The 19,719-nt window shown below is 32.5% G+C and carries 21 protein-coding genes and 2 tRNA genes; 13 read left to right on the top strand and 10 right to left on the bottom strand.

The annotated features are described in order from the left end of the window. Positions 1-55: 55 nt before the first annotated feature. Together BUB42_RS10405 and BUB42_RS10400 are read left to right on the top strand one after the other, a co-directional pair. Positions 56-334 carry a 4a-hydroxytetrahydrobiopterin dehydratase gene (locus BUB42_RS10405; RefSeq protein ID WP_073019910.1) on the top strand — a complete coding sequence of 93 codons (279 nt, stop codon included), beginning with the start codon at positions 56-58 and terminating at the stop codon, positions 332-334. Between the two features lie 293 nt (positions 335-627). Continuing rightward, positions 628-1,482 carry a leucine-rich repeat domain-containing protein gene (locus tag BUB42_RS10400; RefSeq protein ID WP_073020356.1) on the top strand — a complete coding sequence of 285 codons (855 nt, stop codon included), beginning with the start codon at positions 628-630 and terminating at the stop codon, positions 1,480-1,482. Positions 1,483-2,185: 703 nt separating this feature from the next. On the opposite strand, the gene BUB42_RS10395 is transcribed toward BUB42_RS10400, so the two are convergent. Together BUB42_RS10395 and BUB42_RS10390 are read right to left on the bottom strand one after the other, a co-directional pair. Beyond that, positions 2,186-2,258: transfer RNA gene (locus BUB42_RS10395), tRNA-Met, on the bottom strand. Positions 2,259-2,292: 34 nt separating this feature from the next. Continuing rightward, positions 2,293-2,365: transfer RNA gene (locus tag BUB42_RS10390), tRNA-Met, on the bottom strand. A gap of 149 nt (positions 2,366-2,514) precedes the next feature. Here BUB42_RS10390 and era point away from each other — a divergent pair. Beyond that, complete coding sequence (gene era / locus BUB42_RS10385; protein WP_073019908.1) at positions 2,515-3,396, top strand: GTPase Era; 882 nt, start codon at positions 2,515-2,517, stop codon at positions 3,394-3,396. A gap of 263 nt (positions 3,397-3,659) precedes the next feature. On the opposite strand, the gene BUB42_RS10380 is transcribed toward era, so the two are convergent. Then, positions 3,660-4,157 carry a hypothetical protein gene (locus BUB42_RS10380; protein WP_139257349.1) on the bottom strand — a complete coding sequence of 166 codons (498 nt, stop codon included), beginning with the start codon at positions 4,155-4,157 and terminating at the stop codon, positions 3,660-3,662. 108 nt (positions 4,158-4,265) lie between these two features. Between BUB42_RS10380 and der the strand changes: the two genes are divergently transcribed. Beyond that, positions 4,266-5,576 (top strand): ribosome biogenesis GTPase Der, encoded by a 1,311-nt coding sequence (gene der / locus BUB42_RS10375; protein WP_073019907.1) that lies wholly within the window; start codon positions 4,266-4,268, stop codon positions 5,574-5,576. Between the two features lie 34 nt (positions 5,577-5,610). Here der and BUB42_RS10370 read toward each other — a convergent pair whose 3' ends face one another. The 6 genes from BUB42_RS10370 to BUB42_RS10345 all read right to left on the bottom strand — a co-directional run bounded on the left by BUB42_RS10370 (position 5,611) and on the right by BUB42_RS10345 (position 9,803). Beyond that, positions 5,611-6,354: a DUF2490 domain-containing protein gene (locus tag BUB42_RS10370; RefSeq protein ID WP_073019905.1), complete on the bottom strand. Its 744-nt coding sequence runs from the start codon at positions 6,352-6,354 to the stop codon at positions 5,611-5,613. A gap of 76 nt (positions 6,355-6,430) precedes the next feature. Further along, on the bottom strand, positions 6,431-7,243 hold the full coding sequence (locus BUB42_RS10365) for a TPM domain-containing protein (protein WP_073019903.1): 813 nt from the start codon (positions 7,241-7,243) through the stop codon (positions 6,431-6,433). Continuing rightward, on the bottom strand, positions 7,243-7,680 hold the full coding sequence (locus BUB42_RS10360; RefSeq protein WP_073019901.1) for a TPM domain-containing protein: 438 nt from the start codon (positions 7,678-7,680) through the stop codon (positions 7,243-7,245). Before BUB42_RS10360 ends, BUB42_RS10365 begins: the two co-directional genes overlap by 1 nt. Before the next feature lie 94 nt (positions 7,681-7,774). Further along, positions 7,775-8,362 (bottom strand): LemA family protein, encoded by a 588-nt coding sequence (locus BUB42_RS10355; protein WP_073019899.1) that lies wholly within the window; start codon positions 8,360-8,362, stop codon positions 7,775-7,777. Positions 8,363-8,422: 60 nt separating this feature from the next. Then, positions 8,423-8,755: a MerR family transcriptional regulator gene (locus BUB42_RS10350; RefSeq protein ID WP_073019898.1), complete on the bottom strand. Its 333-nt coding sequence runs from the start codon at positions 8,753-8,755 to the stop codon at positions 8,423-8,425. A 70-nt stretch (positions 8,756-8,825) separates the two neighbouring features. After that, complete coding sequence (locus tag BUB42_RS10345) at positions 8,826-9,803, bottom strand: M23 family metallopeptidase (RefSeq protein WP_073019896.1); 978 nt, start codon at positions 9,801-9,803, stop codon at positions 8,826-8,828. Between the two features lie 337 nt (positions 9,804-10,140). On the opposite strand from BUB42_RS10345, the gene alaS reads away from it, so the two are divergent. From alaS to BUB42_RS10310, 7 genes are all read left to right on the top strand, one after another. After that, entirely contained in the window at positions 10,141-12,795 is a 2,655-nt protein-coding gene (alaS, locus tag BUB42_RS10340) for an alanine--tRNA ligase (RefSeq protein ID WP_073019894.1), read from the top strand. Between the two features lie 214 nt (positions 12,796-13,009). Continuing rightward, the gene (locus BUB42_RS10335; RefSeq protein ID WP_073020352.1) at positions 13,010-13,792 is read left to right on the top strand and encodes a hypothetical protein; all 783 of its coding nucleotides are present in this window, start codon (positions 13,010-13,012) and stop codon (positions 13,790-13,792) included. A gap of 363 nt (positions 13,793-14,155) precedes the next feature. Further along, positions 14,156-14,419 (top strand): hypothetical protein, encoded by a 264-nt coding sequence (locus BUB42_RS10330; RefSeq protein WP_073019892.1) that lies wholly within the window; start codon positions 14,156-14,158, stop codon positions 14,417-14,419. Next, entirely contained in the window at positions 14,409-15,020 is a 612-nt protein-coding gene (locus BUB42_RS10325; RefSeq protein ID WP_073019890.1) for a nucleotidyl transferase AbiEii/AbiGii toxin family protein, read from the top strand. The genes BUB42_RS10330 and BUB42_RS10325 overlap by 11 nt, the downstream gene beginning before the upstream one ends. Before the next feature lie 3 nt (positions 15,021-15,023). After that, positions 15,024-15,221 carry a GSCFA domain-containing protein gene (locus BUB42_RS10320; protein ID WP_084118324.1) on the top strand — a complete coding sequence of 66 codons (198 nt, stop codon included), beginning with the start codon at positions 15,024-15,026 and terminating at the stop codon, positions 15,219-15,221. Between the two features lie 268 nt (positions 15,222-15,489). Further along, positions 15,490-16,110 (top strand): REP-associated tyrosine transposase, encoded by a 621-nt coding sequence (locus tag BUB42_RS10315; RefSeq protein ID WP_396177828.1) that lies wholly within the window; start codon positions 15,490-15,492, stop codon positions 16,108-16,110. Between the two features lie 270 nt (positions 16,111-16,380). Next, on the top strand, positions 16,381-17,424 hold the full coding sequence (locus BUB42_RS10310; RefSeq protein ID WP_073019888.1) for a hypothetical protein: 1,044 nt from the start codon (positions 16,381-16,383) through the stop codon (positions 17,422-17,424). A gap of 613 nt (positions 17,425-18,037) precedes the next feature. Here BUB42_RS10310 and BUB42_RS10305 read toward each other — a convergent pair. Then, positions 18,038-18,988, bottom strand: a complete 951-nt coding sequence (locus BUB42_RS10305; RefSeq protein ID WP_073019886.1) for an IS1595 family transposase — start codon at positions 18,986-18,988, stop codon at positions 18,038-18,040. A 172-nt stretch (positions 18,989-19,160) separates the two neighbouring features. Between BUB42_RS10305 and BUB42_RS10300 the strand changes: the two genes are divergently transcribed. Together BUB42_RS10300 and BUB42_RS16925 are read left to right on the top strand one after the other, a co-directional pair. Next, a complete protein-coding gene (locus tag BUB42_RS10300) occupies positions 19,161-19,424 on the top strand; it encodes a hypothetical protein (RefSeq protein ID WP_073019884.1) in 264 nt (87 codons plus the stop codon). Further along, complete coding sequence (locus BUB42_RS16925; RefSeq protein WP_073019882.1) at positions 19,414-19,632, top strand: nucleotidyl transferase AbiEii/AbiGii toxin family protein; 219 nt, start codon at positions 19,414-19,416, stop codon at positions 19,630-19,632. Before BUB42_RS10300 ends, BUB42_RS16925 begins: the two co-directional genes overlap by 11 nt. The last annotated feature ends 87 nt before the right edge of the window (positions 19,633-19,719 follow it).

Genomic DNA, 19,719 nt, shown 5'->3' with positions numbered 1-19,719 from the left:
ATAAAATTAATATATCTTTTACAGACCTAAATTTAACTAACTTTATAAAAAAAACATGAAAACTTATTCAAAAGAGTCTGTACAAGAAGTCTTGAAAGGACTTAACAACTGGGAATTTAATAATAATGGAATTGAGAAAGATTTTAAATTTAAAAACTTCACTGAAGCTCTTGGTTTTATTGTCCAAGTAGGCGTTAATGCTGAGAAAAATAATCATCATCCCGAATTATTTAATGTCTATAACAAGGTAACAATTCGACTAACAACCCATGATGCAGATGGCGTTACAGAGAAAGACATTGATTTGGCAAAAGCCATAGAAAAGCTTTTGTAAATCGATAAATTATCGCTTCATTGACGTTTTTATTTGGGTGTAAATTGTATTTAAAAATTGTCAATTATTGTAGATCTTAAAATCGATTTTATAATTTTTTTATAATCTAAAAAGGTTTGCCTCTTAACAGCCTCGGGTCTAGTGCCATGCAATTTATTGTGGAAAGTGTGCTTGAAAATTTTTTTCCATAAGTTATTTCTTAATTTAGTAAAAAATAAATGTATTTTGTCGATTTTATTTGTTAGCCAGCGGTTTTGTTATTAGATTTCATCAATAAATTTAAAAATTCTGCTATGAAATATATTTTTACTCTTTTATTTGTTCTTTTAGTTTCTAGTTGGGCATTTGCAAATGTATCGCAAACAGAGAGAGAGGCTTTATTAAAGCTATATGAAACTACTAATGGTAAAATGTGGAAGATAACTTGGGATTTATCGGCTCCGGTAAACACTTGGCACGGAGTTACAGTGAACAACGACAAGGTTATTTCCTTAATTTTAGCTGATAATAATTTAGTTGGAAAGATTCCTACTGAAATCGCAAATTTAACTAATCTTCAAGTGCTTAATTTGCATAAAAATCATCTCGAAGGCACAATACCGGAGCTTATTGGTGATCTTAAAGAAATTAAAATACTGGACCTTTCTTTTAACAAGCTTAATGGTTCAATTCCAACTTCTATTTGTGAGATGTCCAATTTAAAAGATCTAAAATTATACATGAATACGCTTTCAGGTTCATTGCCGCACCAAATAGGATCTTTAGTTCGTTTAGAAATTTTATCACTTTTTAATAATTATTTAGAAGGAGCACTGCCAAAATCTTTGTTCAATTTAACGTCCTTAAAAGTTGTGTTGTTAAATAGTAATAAATTTGATGGAGAATTAAGTTCCGATATAAATAAGTTGGTAGCACTTGAAAACTTTAGTTTATTTGACAATAAAATGAGTGGCATAGTTCCTTTAACTTTAGAAAAATTGAATAAATTAACAGAAATGAATATTTCGTACAACAGTTTCAATGGGAATGTGCCAAAAAATTTAGCGTTACTAGACACTTTAAACATGACGATGTTCAATGAAGTAGGTGGTGCTGTGTTACTAAATATTAAAGCTGATAAAAATTCAGCCATCGTTTCCGAGGATTAGTTTTATGATAATTTATTCACTGTAGTTTTTACATATGTTGTAGTTGGTTTAGTTTTTAATAAGTTTGTAAGTGAAAACCTGTTTAGCAATTGCTAAGCAGGTTTTTTTAGAATTAAGGTTTTTTATAATTAAATAATATTGAGAGTATGTAATTTGTTAGCATAATCCACTGTCTTTGATTAAAAACATTTAAATAAATCCGAATTGTGGAAAACAATCTAATGATTAAACATAGTTATAAATCTAAAAAATTATATCGTACAACATTTAAAAGAGTGCGAGTTATATGTGCAAATTAACCTAAGCAACCCAATGTAAAACCAAACATTCAGGAATTAAAGGATTGAGAACTTTTATCAAACAGATAAAATAAAGAAGGTTTTATGTTGTCTCTATACCATATAAAGTTTTAATTAATTTTTTTAGTTTTGAAATTTCCAATTGTTTGATCTTCACAATGATTTATGATAATGATAATATATAAAAGGAATTTACAATTTTTTTGAACAAGATTTAATTTGTTGAGGACTTGATTGTTAATAATTATTGTTTCCTAATTTATGCAATTATAATTTATTGTTTTTATCTCAAAAGCGCTGCATTTATTAAATTTTTCAGAACATAAAATGTAAACGACAAATTCATCCATACCAGAAAGATTTTAAAATAAAAAAAGCCTCACATTCCTGTGAAGCTTTTCTAGTAGCGGGAACAGGACTCGAACCTGTGACCTTCGGGTTATGAGCCCGACGAGCTGCCTACTGCTCTATCCCGCGATGTGTGTTTGTAATCTCAATAAAATTAACTTAGTAGCGGGAACAGGACTCGAACCTGTGACCTTCGGGTTATGAGCCCGACGAGCTGCCTACTGCTCTATCCCGCGTTGTTTCGGGTGCAAAGATAAGCCGAATTTAGATAAAAACAAGGAAAACTTTAAAAAATGTTTTATTTCTTCTATTGATTTGATATAACTACCTTTGCACCCGAGACCGATAAGTCGAACGGTCCGGAGTAAAAATAAATATAATTGAAATGTCACATAAAGCAGGTTTTGTAAATATTATCGGGAATCCAAACGTTGGGAAGTCAACACTAATGAACGCTTTCGTGGGCGAAAGATTGTCTATAATTACATCTAAGGCACAAACAACTCGACATAGAATTCTAGGTATTGTTAATGGAGAAGATTTTCAATTGATATTATCAGATACACCGGGAATAATCAAACCAGCTTACGAAATGCAAGCTTCAATGATGAATTTTGTCAAGTCGGCTTTTGAAGATGCAGATATCTTAATTTATATGGTTGAAATAGGCGAACAAGATTTAAAAGATGAAGCTTTTTTCAATAAAATCATTTATGCTACAATTCCTGTCCTTTTATTATTGAATAAAATAGATAATTCTAACCAAGAACAGTTAGAAGAGCAAGTTGCTTTTTGGACTGCAAAAGTACCAAATGCTGAAATTTTCCCGATATCAGCTTTACAAAACTTTAATGTTCCTGAGGTTTTTGGTAGAATAATTGAATTATTGCCAGAATCGCCAGCTTATTATCCAAAAGATCAACTGACTGATAAACCAGAACGTTTCTTTGTAAATGAAACAATTAGGGAGAAAATCTTGTTGAATTACAGCAAAGAAATTCCGTATGCTGTCGAAATTGTTACTGAGGAGTTTTTTGAGACAGATGACATTATTAGAATTCGTTCCTTAATTATGGTAGAAAGAGACACGCAAAAGGGAATTATCATAGGTCATAAAGGAGCTGCTCTGAAAAAAGTAGGGATGGAAGCTAGAGCCGATTTAGAAAAATTCTTTGGAAAACAAATACACATTGAATTATATGTGAAAGTAAATAAAAACTGGAGAAGCAACGTTAATATGTTGAAGCGTTTTGGTTACAACCAGTAAGATAGTGATCAGTTTTTTTTAGAGTACAGTTAAAAAGTAGCTAATTATAAAATTTATTAAAATCAGTATTGGAATTTCTTTCTAATGCTGATTTTTTTTTTAGCCCAGATAGAAATGGAAACCTCACAGTGAAAAAAGGTTGTTATTGCTCTGGTTTTAGAGCGACCATCGGACCCCGATTGCTATACGGGACTGCAAGTGCATTGAAACGGCTGCTTTATGAACCAGGAGTTGCAATGGAGAGCTGGAATTGCTATTAGCGATTACGATTCTATAATTTCTAAAAATAATTTTTCAAGTTCATGCATTTGGTCATTTCCTTTATTTCTGATTTGCTTTGCAATGAAATACAGCAAAAACCAGCAAATAACCATTGCTGAAAGTACTCCTAAATCGAATGTAAAACTTTGATTCAAAACAGAGTGGGAGTAAGCGATACCGCAAAAAATCAGAAAAATTCCAGCGATGACAAAGTGAAGAAACATGAATAGCGTCCACAATGTGGGATCGGGACCAAATAAACCCCTTATACGTGTTTCATTTTCGTTTTTAGCTTCTAGCTCTAAATGTAAATCAGGAGAATAATAGGATTTGCGTGCTCCCTTTATATTTAAGTAAATATGATTACCTCTGGTTTTTATCCCATAGTCAGTTGGCTTTGTTTTAGCGTAAGTTGCGAATTTATTACTCAGATCATCTAAACTTATTGCTACATCTCTATAAAAGCGCAAGCGTAGTCTTATTTCTTTATTAGTATCCATATTAATAAAATGAGTGTAGTTAAAATGATAAGCTTGCGCTAATGTATCAAAAAAATTGATAGTCAATCTATTTAACACTACCTTTGCCGAATATTTGAATAAATTATTATGAATAACATTGTTGCGATAGTAGGAAGACCTAATGTGGGGAAATCAACCCTTTTTAATAGGCTGATACAAAGAAGAGAAGCTATTGTAGATTCTGTATCTGGAGTTACCAGAGACAGAAACTATGGTAAAAGCGAATGGAACGGGAAAGAGTTTTCAGTGATTGATACCGGTGGTTATGTTCGCGGTTCAGATGATGTATTTGAAGGCGAAATTCGCAAACAAGTAGAACTTGCTATTGATGAAGCTGATGTTATTATTTTTGTAGTTGATGTTGAAGAAGGAATTACTCCAATGGATGATGCTGTTGCTAAATTATTGCGCAAGGTTACAAAACCAGTTTTACTTGCTGTAAACAAGGTAGATAATTCAATGCGTGAGAAAGACGCGGTTGAGTTTTATAATCTTGGGTTAGGCGAATATTACACATTTGCAAGTATTTCAGGAAGCGGAACTGGAGATTTATTAGATGCATTAATTGACGCTTTTCCGGTAAAACCAGAACCTACACAAGAGGAAATTGTATTGCCTCGTTTTGCTGTTGTGGGTCGGCCAAATGCTGGTAAGTCAAGTTTTATCAATTCGTTGATTGGGAAAGATCGCTATATTGTTACTGATATTGCTGGTACTACTCGCGATGCAATCGATACAAAATTTGACCGTTTCGGTTTCGAATTTAACTTAGTGGATACTGCGGGTATTCGTCGTAAGGCTAAAGTGAAGGAAGATTTAGAGTTTTATTCGGTAATGCGTTCCGTGCGAGCTATTGAACACGCTGATATTTGTATTTTAATCATTGATGCTACTCGCGGATTTGAAGGTCAAGATCAAAGTATTTTCTGGTTAGCTGAAAAGAATAGAAAAGGGGTTGTAATTTTAGTAAACAAATGGGATTTAGTTGAAAAAGAAACTATGTCAACCCGTGATTACGAAGAAAAAATAAGGGAAGAATTAATGCCGTTTACTGATGTCCCTATTCTTTTTGTTTCTGCGCTGACAAAACAGCGTTTATTGAAAGCATTAGAAGCAACGGTAAAAGTTTATGAAAATAGACAACAACGTATCGCTACGTCAAAGTTCAATGAATTTATGTTGAAAGTAATTGAAGCGTACCCACCACCAGCAACAAAAGGGAAATATGTTAAAATTAAATATTGTATGCAATTACCCACACCAACTCCACAGTTTGTGTTTTTTGCCAACATGCCACAATATGTTAAAGAACCTTACAAGCGTTATCTTGAAAATAAAATTAGAGAAAACTGGGACTTTTCCGGAGTGCCAATAGATATTTATATCAGAGAGAAGTAAAGCAAAATCCCGAGTAATCGGGATTTTTTTTATCTTATACTTTTTTGAATCTTTTTATCTTATGAAAAATGCTAAGCCTAATAATATCTCTGTCAAAGAAATCGACACCGCTGGCTCGTCGTTGAAAACTATTCAAGTACCCTAATTCGAGCGCCAAATTCTTATTCATTCCATAGTGAATTGCAGTATAGATTCTGTTTTGATCAAAAGTATTTTTAATTCTATTTTTGCTGAAATTAAACATTATTTCATTGGATAATACGAACTTTAATAGTTGGTTTTCTTTTTTCCAAAAAGTATAATCCGCTTGAATTCTGTATCTAAATCTCCACGAAAAAGTACTTCCAGAGAGCAACTTTTCTTTGGTAGCCTTTTGAATGAATCGTTCTTCTAATTGAAAACGTTGATTAATTGTGAATTTCCCTAAAATTTCTTTCCAAGTAATGTCTTGTTGTCCTCTATATTCAGGAATATTAAAATCGAGATTAACCTCTGGTATTTGTGTATCTACAGAAAAGTAAGCAAAGCCAACTCCAGTTTCTAAATGCCCATTTATTTTGTAGCGCCCTTGAACGCGAATAACAAATACATTTTCTTGTAAAGGTTTTAAAAAAAGACGATTGTCAAATTCAGAATGCAAAGACCATTTTTCGTCGAAGAGTAATTGATTATAATAACGTGTCCAAAGAATACTTTGCTTATCGATATTTTTTTCTGATTGAGCAATTACGGATATGTTTGTTAAAAAAAGTAATAGTAAAAAATAATAAAATTTCATGGATTTTTATTTGCACCAAATATAAAAAAAATACCCTATCAAAATGATAGGGTATTGATATTTTAAAAAGATGAAGTTACCAGCCTCCACTTGATCCACCGCCAGAGAAACCTCCGCCGCCGAATCCACCACCAAAACCGCCTCCACCAAATCCCCCACCAGATGAACCGCCGCCAAAACCGCCACCACCCATGTTTCTTCCAAGACTGCTTAGTATAAGTACGTCAAGTAGAGTGGAGCCTACACCACCGTTTCTGTTGCCAGAATTGCCACCACCGCCTTTATTTCGCGATATAAGCACTAAAATAATGATGACGATAACGATTAAAGGCAAAAAAGGGAATCCTTTATCTTTATTTTTTTTGACCCTTTCGCCTTTATATTTTCCTTTGAATACATCAAATAAAGCATCTGTTCCTTTGTCCAAACCATTATAAAAGCTACCTGCTTTAAATTCAGGAACAATGATGTTTCGAATTATTTCACCTCCAATGCCTGCAGTTAAACGATCTTCCAAACCATAGCCTGGATTAATAGCTATTTTTTTTTCGGCCTTAGCCAGTAAAACAATAACACCATTGTCGTCTTTTGCAGTTCCGCCAATTCCCCATGTTTCCGCCCATTTTGTTGCTAATTGACTAACGTTTTCGTTCTGTAAGCTTTCTATTGTAATGACTACAATTTGGGTTGTAGTTGAATCAGAATATTTAACTAATTTTTCTTCCAACTGAGCTTTTTCGGTCGCGCTTAAAACATTTGCATAATCATAAACTGAAGTCTGCAATGTTGGTTTCTCGGGAATTGTAAACTGCGCAAAGCCAATTTGTGTAAACAACAAACACGCAAAAAACTTTAGGGAAAGTAGGGTACTCTTTTTATATATTTGCATTATCCTTTAGATATATCGTTTGTTAATTCATTCGTATTACCCTCTAAATAAGGAAAATAGTGTTGTAATTGTTCTCCAGCTCTCGTAATTCCATCAATAAGACCTTGTTTAAAATTTCCATTTTTAAAATGGGTGACCATAATATCTCGGGTGCAATTCCAAAAATCATCTTGAACGACATCATTAATCCCTTTATCTCCACAAATTACAAAATAATGGTCTTCTACAGCTAAGTAAATTAAAACTCCATTCTGAAGTTCCGTTTCATCCATTTTTAGTTCGTGAAAAACTTCTCTCGCTCGATCGTACGCATCGATGGAAGTTGTTTTTTCTAAGTGGACTCTGATCTCTCCAGAAGTGTTTTTTTCAGCCATACGAATAGCTTCAACAATTTCTTGCTCAGCTTCTTTAGATAGAAAATCTGTTACTTTTGACATGGGAAAATTTTTTAAATGAAGATTAACGATTTATGATTTTAGAACTATTTATTCTGCAATCAAAAATCGTTAGTCGAAAATCTGAAATCGTTTTTTAAAACTTTACTTCAACCGGTCTATCTGCACCTTCAACAGCATTAAAATATGCTTTTTCTTTGAAACCAAAAACACCAGCAAATAAGCTGTTTGGGAATGTTTTAATATGAGAATTATACGGCTTAACAGATTCGTTAAAACGCGTTCTAGCCGTTAAAATTTGATTTTCAGTACTTGCTAATTCGTCTTGAAGTTTCAAGAAATTCTGGTTGGCTTTAAGTTCAGGATACGCCTCAACAGTAACTAACAATCTTGATAATGAGCTACTAACACCACTTTGTGCTTTATTGAATTCAGCTAATTGTTCGGGCGTAATGTTTGCAGGATCAATTTTTACTGACGTGGCCTTTGATCGCGCTTCAATAACTGCAGTCAATGTACTTTTTTCGAACTCAGCAGCTCCTTTTACAGTATTTACCAGATTTCCAATAAGGTCATTTCTTCTTTGATAGGCTGTTTGGACGTCACCCCAAGATTGTTCCACATTTTGGTTTAGCACAACTGCTGTATTATTGATTCCTTTAAACCAGCTATAAAGTGCAAAAATCACTACTGCTCCAATAATCCAAGGCAAAAATCTTTTCATGTTTATTTAATTTTAAGTTTAATATTTAGTGTTTATTATGTTTAATTTTACTAATACTGATTACATTTCGTTTTTAATAGTAGTTAATTGTGTTCTTATTGCCTCTAGTTTTCTAATAATATCAAATTTATCTAAGGTTTTCTTCTGACCTTCTTTCAAATGTATTCGGGCACCATCTAGTGTAAAGCCTCTCTCTTTTACTAAGTGATAAATTAATTGTAGATTAGTAATATCCTCGGGCGTAAACATTCTGTTGCCTTTTGCATTCTTCTTTGGCTTTAAAATGTCAAACTCACTATCCCAAAAACGAATTAGCGACGCATTCACGTCAAAAGCTCGAGCGACTTCACCTATGCTGTAATACCTTTTATCTTTTGAAAGTTCAATATGCATTTAATTTGTTTTTATTTTTGCTGAACAATTTCTTTTTTTAATTCCAAATCTAAACTAAATCTTTTCTCTTTTAATCCAAAGATTGATTTTCTTGATTCGCTAAATGGGCGATTGCAACGTATTCTGCTGCTGAAATATTTCCGTAATAAAAATTCAATGGATTTACAACTTTACTGTCCTTGTGAACTTCATAATGTAAATGAGGAGCTTCAGATCGACCCGTGCTTCCAACATATCCTATAACGTCACCTCTTTTAACGCGTTGTCCTGCTCTCGATTTATATTTGCTCAAATGAGCGTATAAAGTTTCGTAACCAAATCCATGCCGAATAACAATATGATTTCCGTATCCAGAAGCAGAATTATCCGCTCTTGTCACTACTCCGTCTCCGGTTGCATAGATGGGAGTGCCTGTTTGTGCTGTAAAATCCATCCCTTTGTGCATCTTCTTCACTTTTGTAAAAGGATCAGTTCTATATCCAAAACCAGAGGCCATACGTTTTAAATTTTCATTTCGTACTGGCTGAATGGCAGGAATGGCTGCTAAAAAATCACTTTTGGCTTCTGCTAATTTCAAAATTTCATCTAACGATTTTGATTGTACTACTAGTTCTTTTGTAAGCACATCCATCCTTTTTGTAGTGTTAGCTACAAGTTGAGAATTGTCATATCCCTCTAATAATTTATAACGATCCACTCCAGGTAATCCTGCTCTTCGAACTGAATCTGGAATTACAGCTTTGTTAAAATAAACTCTATATAAATTATTATCGCGCTCTGCAATAGCTTCCATTACGCCATTAACTTGTTCCATTTTCTTGTCTAGTAAAGAATAATTTAATTTCAAATTTTCAATTTCTCGCGCTTGTAACTTATCTTTTGGTGTTTCAAAATAGGGGGTATTTAATAAAACCACAAAACTCAGTAAACCAAATAAAGCTGAAGCCAATGCAAACAGCATAAAAAAACCAATTTTTTTTCTCTTTCGTGTTTTTATTTTTGTGTAAGCTAGATTTTCAGAATCGTAATAATATTTTACTTTCGACATATTTTAAAATACCCTATTTTTGCACATTCTAAAAAGGTAAGGCGAACAAATTTAATAAATGTTTCATTTGTTACAGTCTTTTTTTTGAATAAATAAAATTATGTGACTTTTGTAGCTTTTCGTTGCAAGTTCTAGTCTTAAAATCTTATTTTCTAACGAGCCAACACTGCAGATGACTATCAGTTTCCTCTCATCGCTCAGCCAGCCTAAGAAAAAACGATTATGAGACTTCAAGGCTTTCCAAAGCTACTTGGGGCAAAATAAAATCGATAATTAGAAAATTCGTAGATTTTTACATTTTCTATTTATCATATTGACTAATTTTCTAAGTAATAATATGACATCACAAGACGTACGTAAGCAATTTTTAGATTTTTTCGAATCAAAAGGACATTTAGTTGTTCCTTCTGCACCTATTGTGCTGAAAGATGATCCAACGCTAATGTTTAATAATTCAGGAATGGCGCAATTCAAAGAATATTTTCTTGGAAACGCCAGCCCTAAAAGTAATAGAGTTGCCGATACTCAAAAATGTCTTCGTGTTTCAGGAAAGCACAATGATCTTGAAGATGTGGGTTTTGATACTTATCATCACACGATGTTTGAAATGTTAGGTAATTGGTCTTTTGGAGATCCTGCGCGTCCAGAAGTCGGGTATTTTAAAAAAGAAGCTATAAACTGGGCTTGGGAACTTTTGACCGAGGTATATAAAATACCAAAAGAAAATATATATGTTTCTGTTTTTGAAGGGAGTGTCGAAGAAAATGTACCCTTCGATCAAGAAGCTTGGGATATCTGGAAAGAATTAATTGATGAAAACCGGATTATTCTTGGAAATAAAAAGGATAATTTTTGGGAAATGGGTGATCAAGGACCATGCGGACCGTGTTCAGAAATTCATGTTGATTTGCGTACTGCTGAAGAAAAAGCATTAGTTTCAGGAAAAAGTTTAGTCAATAATGATCATCCACAAGTGGTCGAAATTTGGAATAACGTATTTATGGAATTCAACCGTAAAGCCGATGGATCTCTTGAAAAATTACCTGCAAAACATGTGGATACTGGAATGGGATTTGAGCGTTTGTGTATGGCTTTGCAAGGAAAAACATCTAATTATGACACTGATGTTTTTACACCACTTATCAATAAAGTAGAGCACATTACTGGATATAAATATTTTGACAATTCTGTCATTCCGAGCGCAGTCGACGAGAAAACCAACATTGCCATTCGTGTGATTGTAGACCATGTACGAGCAGTTGCTTTTGCAATTGCTGACGGTCAATTGCCGTCAAATACGGGCGCTGGTTATGTTATTCGTAGAATTTTGCGTCGTGCGATTCGTTATGGCTTTACATTTTTAAATAAAAAAGAGCCTTTCGTAAATCAATTAGTAGCAGTTTTAGCAAACCAAATGGGAGATTATTTTCCAGAAATTAAATTACAAGAAGCTTTTGTAACCAATGTAATTCGGGAAGAAGAGGCTTCTTTTTTGAGAACTTTAGACCAAGGACTGCAGTTGTTAGACAATGTGGTTTCTAAGACAAGGGGCACCGAGGTATCTGGAGCCAAAGCTTTTGAATTATACGATACTTTTGGTTTCCCAAAAGATTTGACGGCTTTAATACTCAAAGAGAAAGGCATGTCTTTCAATGAATCGGAATTTGATGAGTCTATGCAAACTCAAAAATCACGTTCCCGCGCGGCATCAGAAGTTTCAACCGAGGATTGGGCTATTTTAATTGCTGGAAATGTAGAGACATTTGTGGGATATGATCAGAAGGAAAATGAAGTTAAAATTACACGCATCCGTAAAATAGATAGTAAAAAAGACGGTGTTTTATACCAAATCGTTTTAGATAATACACCATTCTATCCAGAAGGAGGAGGACAAGTGGGCGATAAGGGAACTTTGGTTTCGGCAAATGAAACGATTGAAATCATTGATACGAAAAAAGAAAACAACCTGATTTTGCATTTCACAAAAAATTTACCTGAAAATTTAAATGCAAGTTTTATTGCTAAAGTAAATACAAATTTATTAGAATTGACCTCCCGCAATCATTCTGCAACACACTTGATGCACCAGGCTTTAAGAAGTATTTTAGGCACTCATGTAGAACAAAAAGGATCGCTTGTAAATCCGAAATATTTGCGATTTGATTTCTCTCATTTTTCTAAATTGACAGAAACCGAATTGCAACAAGTAGAAGATTTTGTAAACGCAAGAATTCAGGATCAATTACCGCTTATTGAAAGACGGAACATCCCTTTTGCGCAAGCGGTTCGAGAAGGAGCAATGGCTTTATTTGGTGAGAAATATGGTGATCATGTGCGCGCGATAAAATTTGGCGAAAGCATGGAACTTTGTGGAGGAATTCACGTAAAAAATACTGCCGATATTTGGCATTTCAAAATAATTTCTGAAGGAGCAGTTGCTGCGGGAATTCGCCGTATCGAAGCCATAACTAGCGATGCGGTAAAAGCCCATTTCGCTTCGTATGAGAACATATTAGATGAGGTAAAAACAGCCTTGAAAAATCCCCAAGATATTTTGAAAGCTGTTCATTCGATGCAAGAGGAAAATATCAAACTTTCTAAGCAAATTGAGGCTTTGGTTAAAGATAAAGTTAAGAATTTGAAAGCGAGTCTGACTGAAGAAATTCAAGAAATAAACGGCATTCAATTCCTAGCAAAACAAGTAGATTTGACTCCAGATGGAGCAAAAGACTTGGCGTATGAATTAGGTAATTTAGGCAAAAACTTATTTCTAGTTTTGGCTACAGCCGATGAAGAAAAACCAATGTTGACGTGCTATATTTCGAAAGAATTAGTAGTAGAGAAAAATCTGAATGCAGGACAAGTGGTTCGTGAATTGGGTAAATATATTCAAGGTGGCGGTGGCGGACAACCGTTTTTTGCAACAGCTGGAGGTAAAAACACAGCTGGAATTCTACAAGCTTTAGAGAAAGCAGTAGATTTTGTAAGATAAAGCAAATTTATTTTTCAAAGTAAAATCCCTTTTTGGACATTAGTTCTTAAGGGGTTTTTTTTACGAGACCGCTTGGTTCTTCGCTTAGTGCATTTAGTAGTTTAGCTGAAATATAGGAATTACAGCGACGAATATTGTGGCTTTTGTTTTATTGCTGTAGGTTACAACGTTTAATATCATGATCAATTTAAGTTCTAACGCTTTAATTATTAAAATGAAAATATCAAAAAAAGTGGTTTGTTTACTAGCGGTTTTTATTTTGACACTCTTTTCGTGTTCAAAAGTAGATGACAAGATCGTGAAATTACTACAGAAAATTGTTGAGACTTCGAAAGAAGGTTTGCCAGAAACGACATTGTTTACGTATTATGGAAGCGAAATAGTCAATATTGATGGAGCTCTTAAAAGTACAGATTTTAAATATAAAGATGGTCTAATTACTAGGATTGTTGTTTTAAATAAAGCCACCAAGGTTGTAGAAACAATCAATTATTCCTATATTAAAGGCAAACTAGTTCAAGTTGAATCTTTGGGGAATTATATACCAAAATTTAACCATAATATAGATAAAACAATTTCCTATGAACGGTTTTTATTGGGTGCAAATCATCAAAAAATTAGAGAATATCATGGTATTTTAACGTTTGAAAATGGTAATTACACTAATGACATAAGAACCTTGGATAATGTGGGATTTGGAATAATAATGAAAAGTATAAGAACCTTTGCATACGATAAAAAAATTAATCCATTTTCAGTTATTTTAGGATTTGACAAGATTATAAGTTACGATGTATTCATGTCTATTAATAACAATCTTTCAATTGTTTTTATAGATAGTACGACTCTTCCAAGCGATCAAGTGACATCTTCTGCTACAATGAGCAGCACTAATTTTAAATACGATGCAGATGGTTACCCAATAGAAAAGTTTTCGGAAACAGCTCTGCTGCCAAACGGGAATATGGGCTATATGAAAACAGAATATTTCTATTAATATAACTAGCGCTGGAATCCCAGATAAAATTTAAAACTCAAATATCTTATCAGATGATATTTGAGTTTTTTTATAAATAATAGAGTTGTGTTGGTTTTTGTATTCTCCTGATAATGGAAATTAGAAAGTAAAAAATACGATTTAAAATTAAATATTCTTTGTGATTTTTAAGGTATTTTTTTTAAGGCATCAAATTAAAATAGTATGAAAACCATTTAATTAGCTTGTCAAAAAAAACATTGACATAAATAAGGGACGGGAATTAAGACACTTTGGGATCCACGCTTCATTTTAAAGTTTTATTAATTTAAAAATTTATCTAAATTTCGGTGGAGAATTATCTTATTTTCGTATATTTAAAGCATGACACGAGCCGAATTTATAGAAAAAAATAAACATCTTTTTTGGTACATAAAGAAAGATAAAATTCAAGACATTGGGAACGAAGTTTTGGTAGAATTTATTTTCAATTACGGTACTTGGGAAGACGTAAAGCAGTTGATTGAAATTATAGGGTTTCAGGAATTAAAACTTGTTTATGATGCTACAACTGGCAGGAAAATTGGTAATTATATGCCAGAAATGTATAGTCTTTTAGAACGAATAGTATATAAATATGCATCTTGAAATATTAAGTAAGGAGCAAAAAGAATTGCTGCCAGTTTTATCTTCTTTTAAAAAAGAATATTATTTGGTTGGTGGTACAGCTATCGCACTACATATCGGTCATCGGGAGTCTATCGATTTTGATTTGTTTAAAGAAAAAAATATTCGCAAAAAAGATTTGTATTTTAAATTGAATTCGATTAACTATAAAGTTTCGTTTGCGGATTATAATCAAGTAAATATGATATCAAAAGGAGTAAAGATTACTTTTTTTTCATTTCCATATTATATTCCAACAGATTGTATTGTTAAAAACTATCTAAAAATGCCCGATTTGCTGACACTTGCTGCAATGAAAGCTTTTGCATTGGGGCGACGAGCAAAATGGAAAGATTATGTTGATTTGTATTTTGTAATAAAGGATTATTTTTCAGTAAAAGAGATTAGTAAAAAAGCGGAAGAACTTTTTAAAGAGGAATTTATTCCCAAACAGTTTATTGCGCAACTTGGCTATTTTAAAGGCATCAATTATGATGAGGAAGTAAGTTATTTAATTCCAACTCCACCGAGTGAGCAAGAAATTCAAGATTTTTTAATTAATGTGAGTGTAGAAGGACTTTAAAATATGCAATTCAGAACTCAAATCCCAATTCCTAAAAGTAAATTTCAAATTGACTATACCTCCAAAATACTGTCATTAGGTTCTTGCTTCGCGGTAAATATTGCGGAGAGACTGGACTATTTTAAATTTCAAAATAGTTGTAACCGCTCCGCAAAGTCTCCCGACTTTGCGTTTTTTTTAAAACATCCTTTAAAAATGTAAAGACAATAAAAGTCTCTGGCCTTTTTCCGCAAACCTTTCAAGACCCAGCTCCGCAAAGTCTCCCGACTTTGCGTTTTTTTTAAACCTTCTTAAAAAACGTAAAGGCAATAAAAGTCTCCCGACTTTTTCCGTAAACCTTTTCAATACCACTTACCTTTAAATAACATCGTAAAAAAACTACAAAGCAAACACCTAACTGTTTTTAGTTTTTATATATTTGAATCATAGCGTACTAAATTTATTACACTATTAAAAAAACACTTTCAATATGAGTCAAAAAATTGTAACAATCAAAGAAGGTTATGTAATTAGAGATCAAACTTTGCCCCATTTTATAACGGCAACCGTAGTTGATTGGATTGACGTTTTTACAAGGAAAACATATAGAGACATCGTTATTGAATGTTTCGATTATTGCATAGCAAATAAATCGATGGTTTTATATGGCTATGTGATAATGAGTAATCATATTCATTTAGTGCTTCAATCTCGCGATGGTAAATTGTCAGATTTAATTCGTGATTTCAAAAAATTTATTGCAACCAAAATATTAGAAAAAATACAAACAGACCCAGAGTCTAGAAGAGAATGGATGTTAGAACGTTTTAAATTGGCAACAGAAAGCCACACTAGAAACAAAAACTATCAATTTTGGCAGTCCGGTAACCATCCCGAAGAAATATATACCAATAAATTTATGTGGTCAAAATTAGATTACATACACCTGAATCCTGTGCGAGCAGGAATTGTTGAAAAAGCATCACAGTATATTTATTCGAGTGCAAGTAATTATGTTAGCGATATAGAATTGCTAAAAATAGAAAAAGCTGACAACCCAATCGTAGATGTTTTAAATCCCAATTCATTTACTAAATACAATTTGTATTGAATCACCTTTTTTGCAATCCTATAAATACTTTGAAGATTTAAAAAATTTAGGGAGAAAGTCGGGAGACTTTATTAGGTTTACGTTTTTTGAAGACATTTAAAAAAAGCGCAAAGTCGGGAGACTTTATTAGGTTTACGTTTTTTGAAGATATTTAAAAAAAGCGCAAAGTCGGGAGACTTTGCGGAGCGTGGGGAAATTATTATCGATTTGGTCAAATAAAAAATTATATATTTAGCCTTCGAAAACAAATACTATTATAACCAAAAAAACATGCAGAAATTAAAAATCATTACTATTCTATTTTTATCTATTTCTTTACACTCTTTCAGCCAAGACACAAAAAAAATAAAACAGGAAATCACTAATTTATTTGCAAAAGCAGATAAAAACAACCTTCAAAATATTTTATCATTTGAAATTAAAGACAAAACAGGTTTGTTTGACGCCACTACAAATAAGACAATACTAGAGGCAAATAAGAATTTGTACATTGGCAAACTATTTAATCCGAATATGGAAGGCAGTTATAAAGGTTACGATTTTATAATTACCCAAAAATTTGAAATAACAGTCATAAAACCTGAAGAACCTAATCCAGATTTAGTACCCACCATTACAGAATACAAAGGATCTACAGACTATGAAGAACCGGTTGCTGTTAATGACAATGATTTTAAAGGATTTACTGTAAATGAACACGGAAGATTACTAAAATATTCCAATACCTATGTTCGCGGAAACGGTATTCCTGCCGTCTCTCCGTTCAAATATAAAGGTAAATATTATGGAGTAACCGGAAAAAAGACAGAAAATAATGCAATAAAATATGGTATTATTGATACGGATGGAAATACAATGCCACATTTCGATTTTATTTATGATAAAATTTACCAGAACTATATGGCAAGTACTGAAGATGATTTTTGGTTTGCCATAAATGCGGAGGATAGTAAATCCTGCGAGAAACTACTTGAGCAAAGTTTTTATATGAATATGAATGGTGAGGTAAAAATTAAAGGCGAATTAGCAGATTATCCTGGTATCGGCGATTGCTTTGGGTTAGATGCAAATGCTTCAAATTGCCTTACATTTACCGGCGTATTCGATGTAACAAACATAAAATGGATCATTAAGCCTCAAACTAAAATAAAGATAAGATGGCTCGATTATACGTCAAAAGAAGTATTAAATTCCAATGAAAGTGAAGGAAGAAGTAAGGCAACAATTTACGTTAGAATTTATGAAGACAATTTAACTTATTATATGGATTTGAATTTAAAGAATAAATACCTTCCGACTAAATACAAATCGTAGAAACTTTGTCTCTGGAAATTCTTCAAAATTATTAAGACAATCGTTTAAAGAAGATGCAATTTATATAAACCCGATAGCGCGGATTTGCAATCCGTGTACGCAAAGTAAAGCAAGCAATATAAATCAGTAACCAGCTCCGCAAAGTCTCCCGGCTTTGCGTTTTTTTTTTAAACCTTCTTAAAAAACGCAAAGACAATAAAAGTCTCCTGACTTTTTCCATAAACTTTTTTAAGACCACCGCCAGCTACGCATAGTCAGGAGATTTTGCGGACTGGGCTAAGACATTTTAGTTTCAAAAGAATGTTTATGGTAATTTACTAAATCACTGAATTAAAAGTAGTTATATTTAATAAAAGATTCAAAACCAAAACTTAACATACCATTATTTTCGGTATTAATTAACATATTTGATTAAACAAATTACAATATAACCAACTCCGCAAAGTCAGGAGACTTTGCGGAGCGATGGTCATTTTTAGAAAATATTTAAAACTAAATTTTATAGCGTCAGTATTTTCGCTATTAGTTTATATATTTGAAAATAAAAATACTTAATTCTTCGCACACATCTTAACACAGCTAGATCAATAAAATAAAATTCAATGGCTTTAGTCTAATTTATATATGCTAAATTAACGATACCTTTAAATTCATACCAAGCGGAAAAAGAAGTTACCATTATTGCTAATGTTTTCTTTATTGGACTTTGATTCTCATTTATAATTGATTTTAAAGCATACCAGTTTAAGTAATTTTGCAAATATTTTGTTGACACACCATTAAATGTTTCCAGCCATTTTTTTAGGTCTTGTGCTGTTTGATTGACGTGTTGCACATGATAAATCCCTTTTTTTACATACTCTTTGGCAGATACTTTTATAGTTTGATGTTCTAATTTGTTTTCTTTAGCAAAGGCTTCAAAGCTCCGATGACCATCTGTACATAGAACTGTTTTTGGCTCTAATTTGTCTTTTAAAATATTGTTTATATCTGCTGCTGATATTCTTCCTCTAGTTGCTACTTGTAAGTGTTTATTTCCTTTTCTGTCACAACTAATTAGGATGGCGACTTTGTCATTATTTATGCCTCTTTTCTTTTTTATAAAAACGCTTTTGCCCCTTTTTCGCGGCTCACGCTTCAAGTTTTGACTACCTTTTTCTGAAAATTCTATAAAAACATCATCACTTTCACATATCCCTGACAGCATTTGTTCCTTTTGGAATTTGCCTAAAGCAGAAAGTATTTTATGTCTCCAATCAAATGATGTTTGTTTACTGATTCCAGTTAGTTTTGCACATTTTTCAAGACTATAGCCTGCCAACATATTGGGAATGTAAACTTTTAAAAGTTCCTTTTTCTTTAAATGTGCAGTTACAGAACCTGTACTTACTCGGAAATTCTTTTTGCAATCATTGCAAACAAAACGTTGAACACCATATTGATGACCATTCTTTCTTGTCTTTGTAGATTCACAATGGGGACAATTATTGGCAATAGATCCTTTTTCCTTATTCTGTTCTTTAGTTATATCTATTTCATTATCATATAGAAAGCCTTCTATCACTTTGTATAATCGTGATTTGTCTTCCTAGTTTAACTCGGATATCTGGCTTAAAATACTGTTTTTCATAAAGTAAAGATAGTCAATATATTGTTTAGACTAGAGCCAGTTTTTTTAATTTAAAAATTTATCTAAATTTCGGTGGAGAATTATCTTATTTTCGTATATTTAAAGCATGACACGAGCCGAATTTATAGAAAAAAATAAACATCTTTTTTGGTACATAAAGAAAGATAAAATTCAAGACATTGGGAACGAAGTTTTGGTAGAATTTATTTTTAATTACGGTACTTTAGAAGACGTAAAGCAGTTGATTAAAATTATAGGGTTTCAGGAATTAAAACTTGTTTATGATGCCACAACTGGCAGGAAAATTGGTAATTATATGCCAGAAATTTATAATTATTTAGAATTAATAGTAAAGAAGTATGCACCTTGAAATTTTAAATCAAAATCAGAAAGATCTATTGCCCTTTATTAGCCAATTTAAAAGGGAGTATTATTTGGTCGGAGGTACAGCTATCGCTTTGCATATTGGGCATCGCGAATCAATTGATTTTGATTTATTTAAGCTGAGTTATTTAAGAAAAAATGATATTTATAAAAAAATCGCAAAATCAAAAATCAACTATACTTTTGTGTATTAGCCCCTTAAATAATCGGACACAATTATAAATCAAAAACTATAATTTTGTACGATGGAAAAGCGAAAATTTACTATAGAGGAGAAGCTA

The sequence above is a fragment of the Flavobacterium micromati genome, from assembly GCF_900129585.1.
In the GTDB taxonomy this organism is placed as follows: Bacteria; Bacteroidota; Bacteroidia; order Flavobacteriales; family Flavobacteriaceae; genus Flavobacterium; species Flavobacterium micromati.
This window is presented reverse-complemented; position numbering and strand designations above follow the sequence as displayed.

Bases quoted from the DNA above. Each gene is read 5' to 3' on its own strand.
- BUB42_RS10400 (WP_073020356.1), top strand. From the start codon at position 628: ATGAAATATATTTTTACTCTTTTATTTGTTCTTTTAGTTTCTAGTTGG.
- BUB42_RS10320 (WP_084118324.1), top strand. From the start codon at position 15,024: ATGCAATTCAGAACTCAAATCCCAATTCCTAAAAGTAAATTTCAAATT.
- BUB42_RS10350 (WP_073019898.1), bottom strand. From the start codon at position 8,755: ATGCATATTGAACTTTCAAAAGATAAAAGGTATTACAGCATAGGTGAA.
- BUB42_RS10335 (WP_073020352.1), top strand. From the start codon at position 13,010: ATGAAAATATCAAAAAAAGTGGTTTGTTTACTAGCGGTTTTTATTTTG.
- BUB42_RS10325 (WP_073019890.1), top strand. From the start codon at position 14,409: ATGCATCTTGAAATATTAAGTAAGGAGCAAAAAGAATTGCTGCCAGTT.
- der (WP_073019907.1), top strand. From the start codon at position 4,266: ATGAATAACATTGTTGCGATAGTAGGAAGACCTAATGTGGGGAAATCA.
- BUB42_RS10360 (WP_073019901.1), bottom strand. From the start codon at position 7,680: ATGTCAAAAGTAACAGATTTTCTATCTAAAGAAGCTGAGCAAGAAATT.
- BUB42_RS10355 (WP_073019899.1), bottom strand. From the start codon at position 8,362: ATGAAAAGATTTTTGCCTTGGATTATTGGAGCAGTAGTGATTTTTGCA.
- BUB42_RS10310 (WP_073019888.1), top strand. From the start codon at position 16,381: ATGCAGAAATTAAAAATCATTACTATTCTATTTTTATCTATTTCTTTA.
- era (WP_073019908.1), top strand. From the start codon at position 2,515: ATGTCACATAAAGCAGGTTTTGTAAATATTATCGGGAATCCAAACGTT.
- alaS (WP_073019894.1), top strand. From the start codon at position 10,141: ATGACATCACAAGACGTACGTAAGCAATTTTTAGATTTTTTCGAATCA.
- BUB42_RS10370 (WP_073019905.1), bottom strand. From the start codon at position 6,354: ATGAAATTTTATTATTTTTTACTATTACTTTTTTTAACAAACATATCC.
- BUB42_RS16925 (WP_073019882.1), top strand. From the start codon at position 19,414: ATGCACCTTGAAATTTTAAATCAAAATCAGAAAGATCTATTGCCCTTT.
- BUB42_RS10315 (WP_396177828.1), top strand. From the start codon at position 15,490: ATGAGTCAAAAAATTGTAACAATCAAAGAAGGTTATGTAATTAGAGAT.
- BUB42_RS10405 (WP_073019910.1), top strand. From the start codon at position 56: ATGAAAACTTATTCAAAAGAGTCTGTACAAGAAGTCTTGAAAGGACTT.
- BUB42_RS10365 (WP_073019903.1), bottom strand. From the start codon at position 7,243: ATGCAAATATATAAAAAGAGTACCCTACTTTCCCTAAAGTTTTTTGCG.
- BUB42_RS10380 (WP_139257349.1), bottom strand. From the start codon at position 4,157: ATGGATACTAATAAAGAAATAAGACTACGCTTGCGCTTTTATAGAGAT.
- BUB42_RS10345 (WP_073019896.1), bottom strand. From the start codon at position 9,803: ATGTCGAAAGTAAAATATTATTACGATTCTGAAAATCTAGCTTACACA.
- BUB42_RS10300 (WP_073019884.1), top strand. From the start codon at position 19,161: ATGACACGAGCCGAATTTATAGAAAAAAATAAACATCTTTTTTGGTAC.
- BUB42_RS10330 (WP_073019892.1), top strand. From the start codon at position 14,156: ATGACACGAGCCGAATTTATAGAAAAAAATAAACATCTTTTTTGGTAC.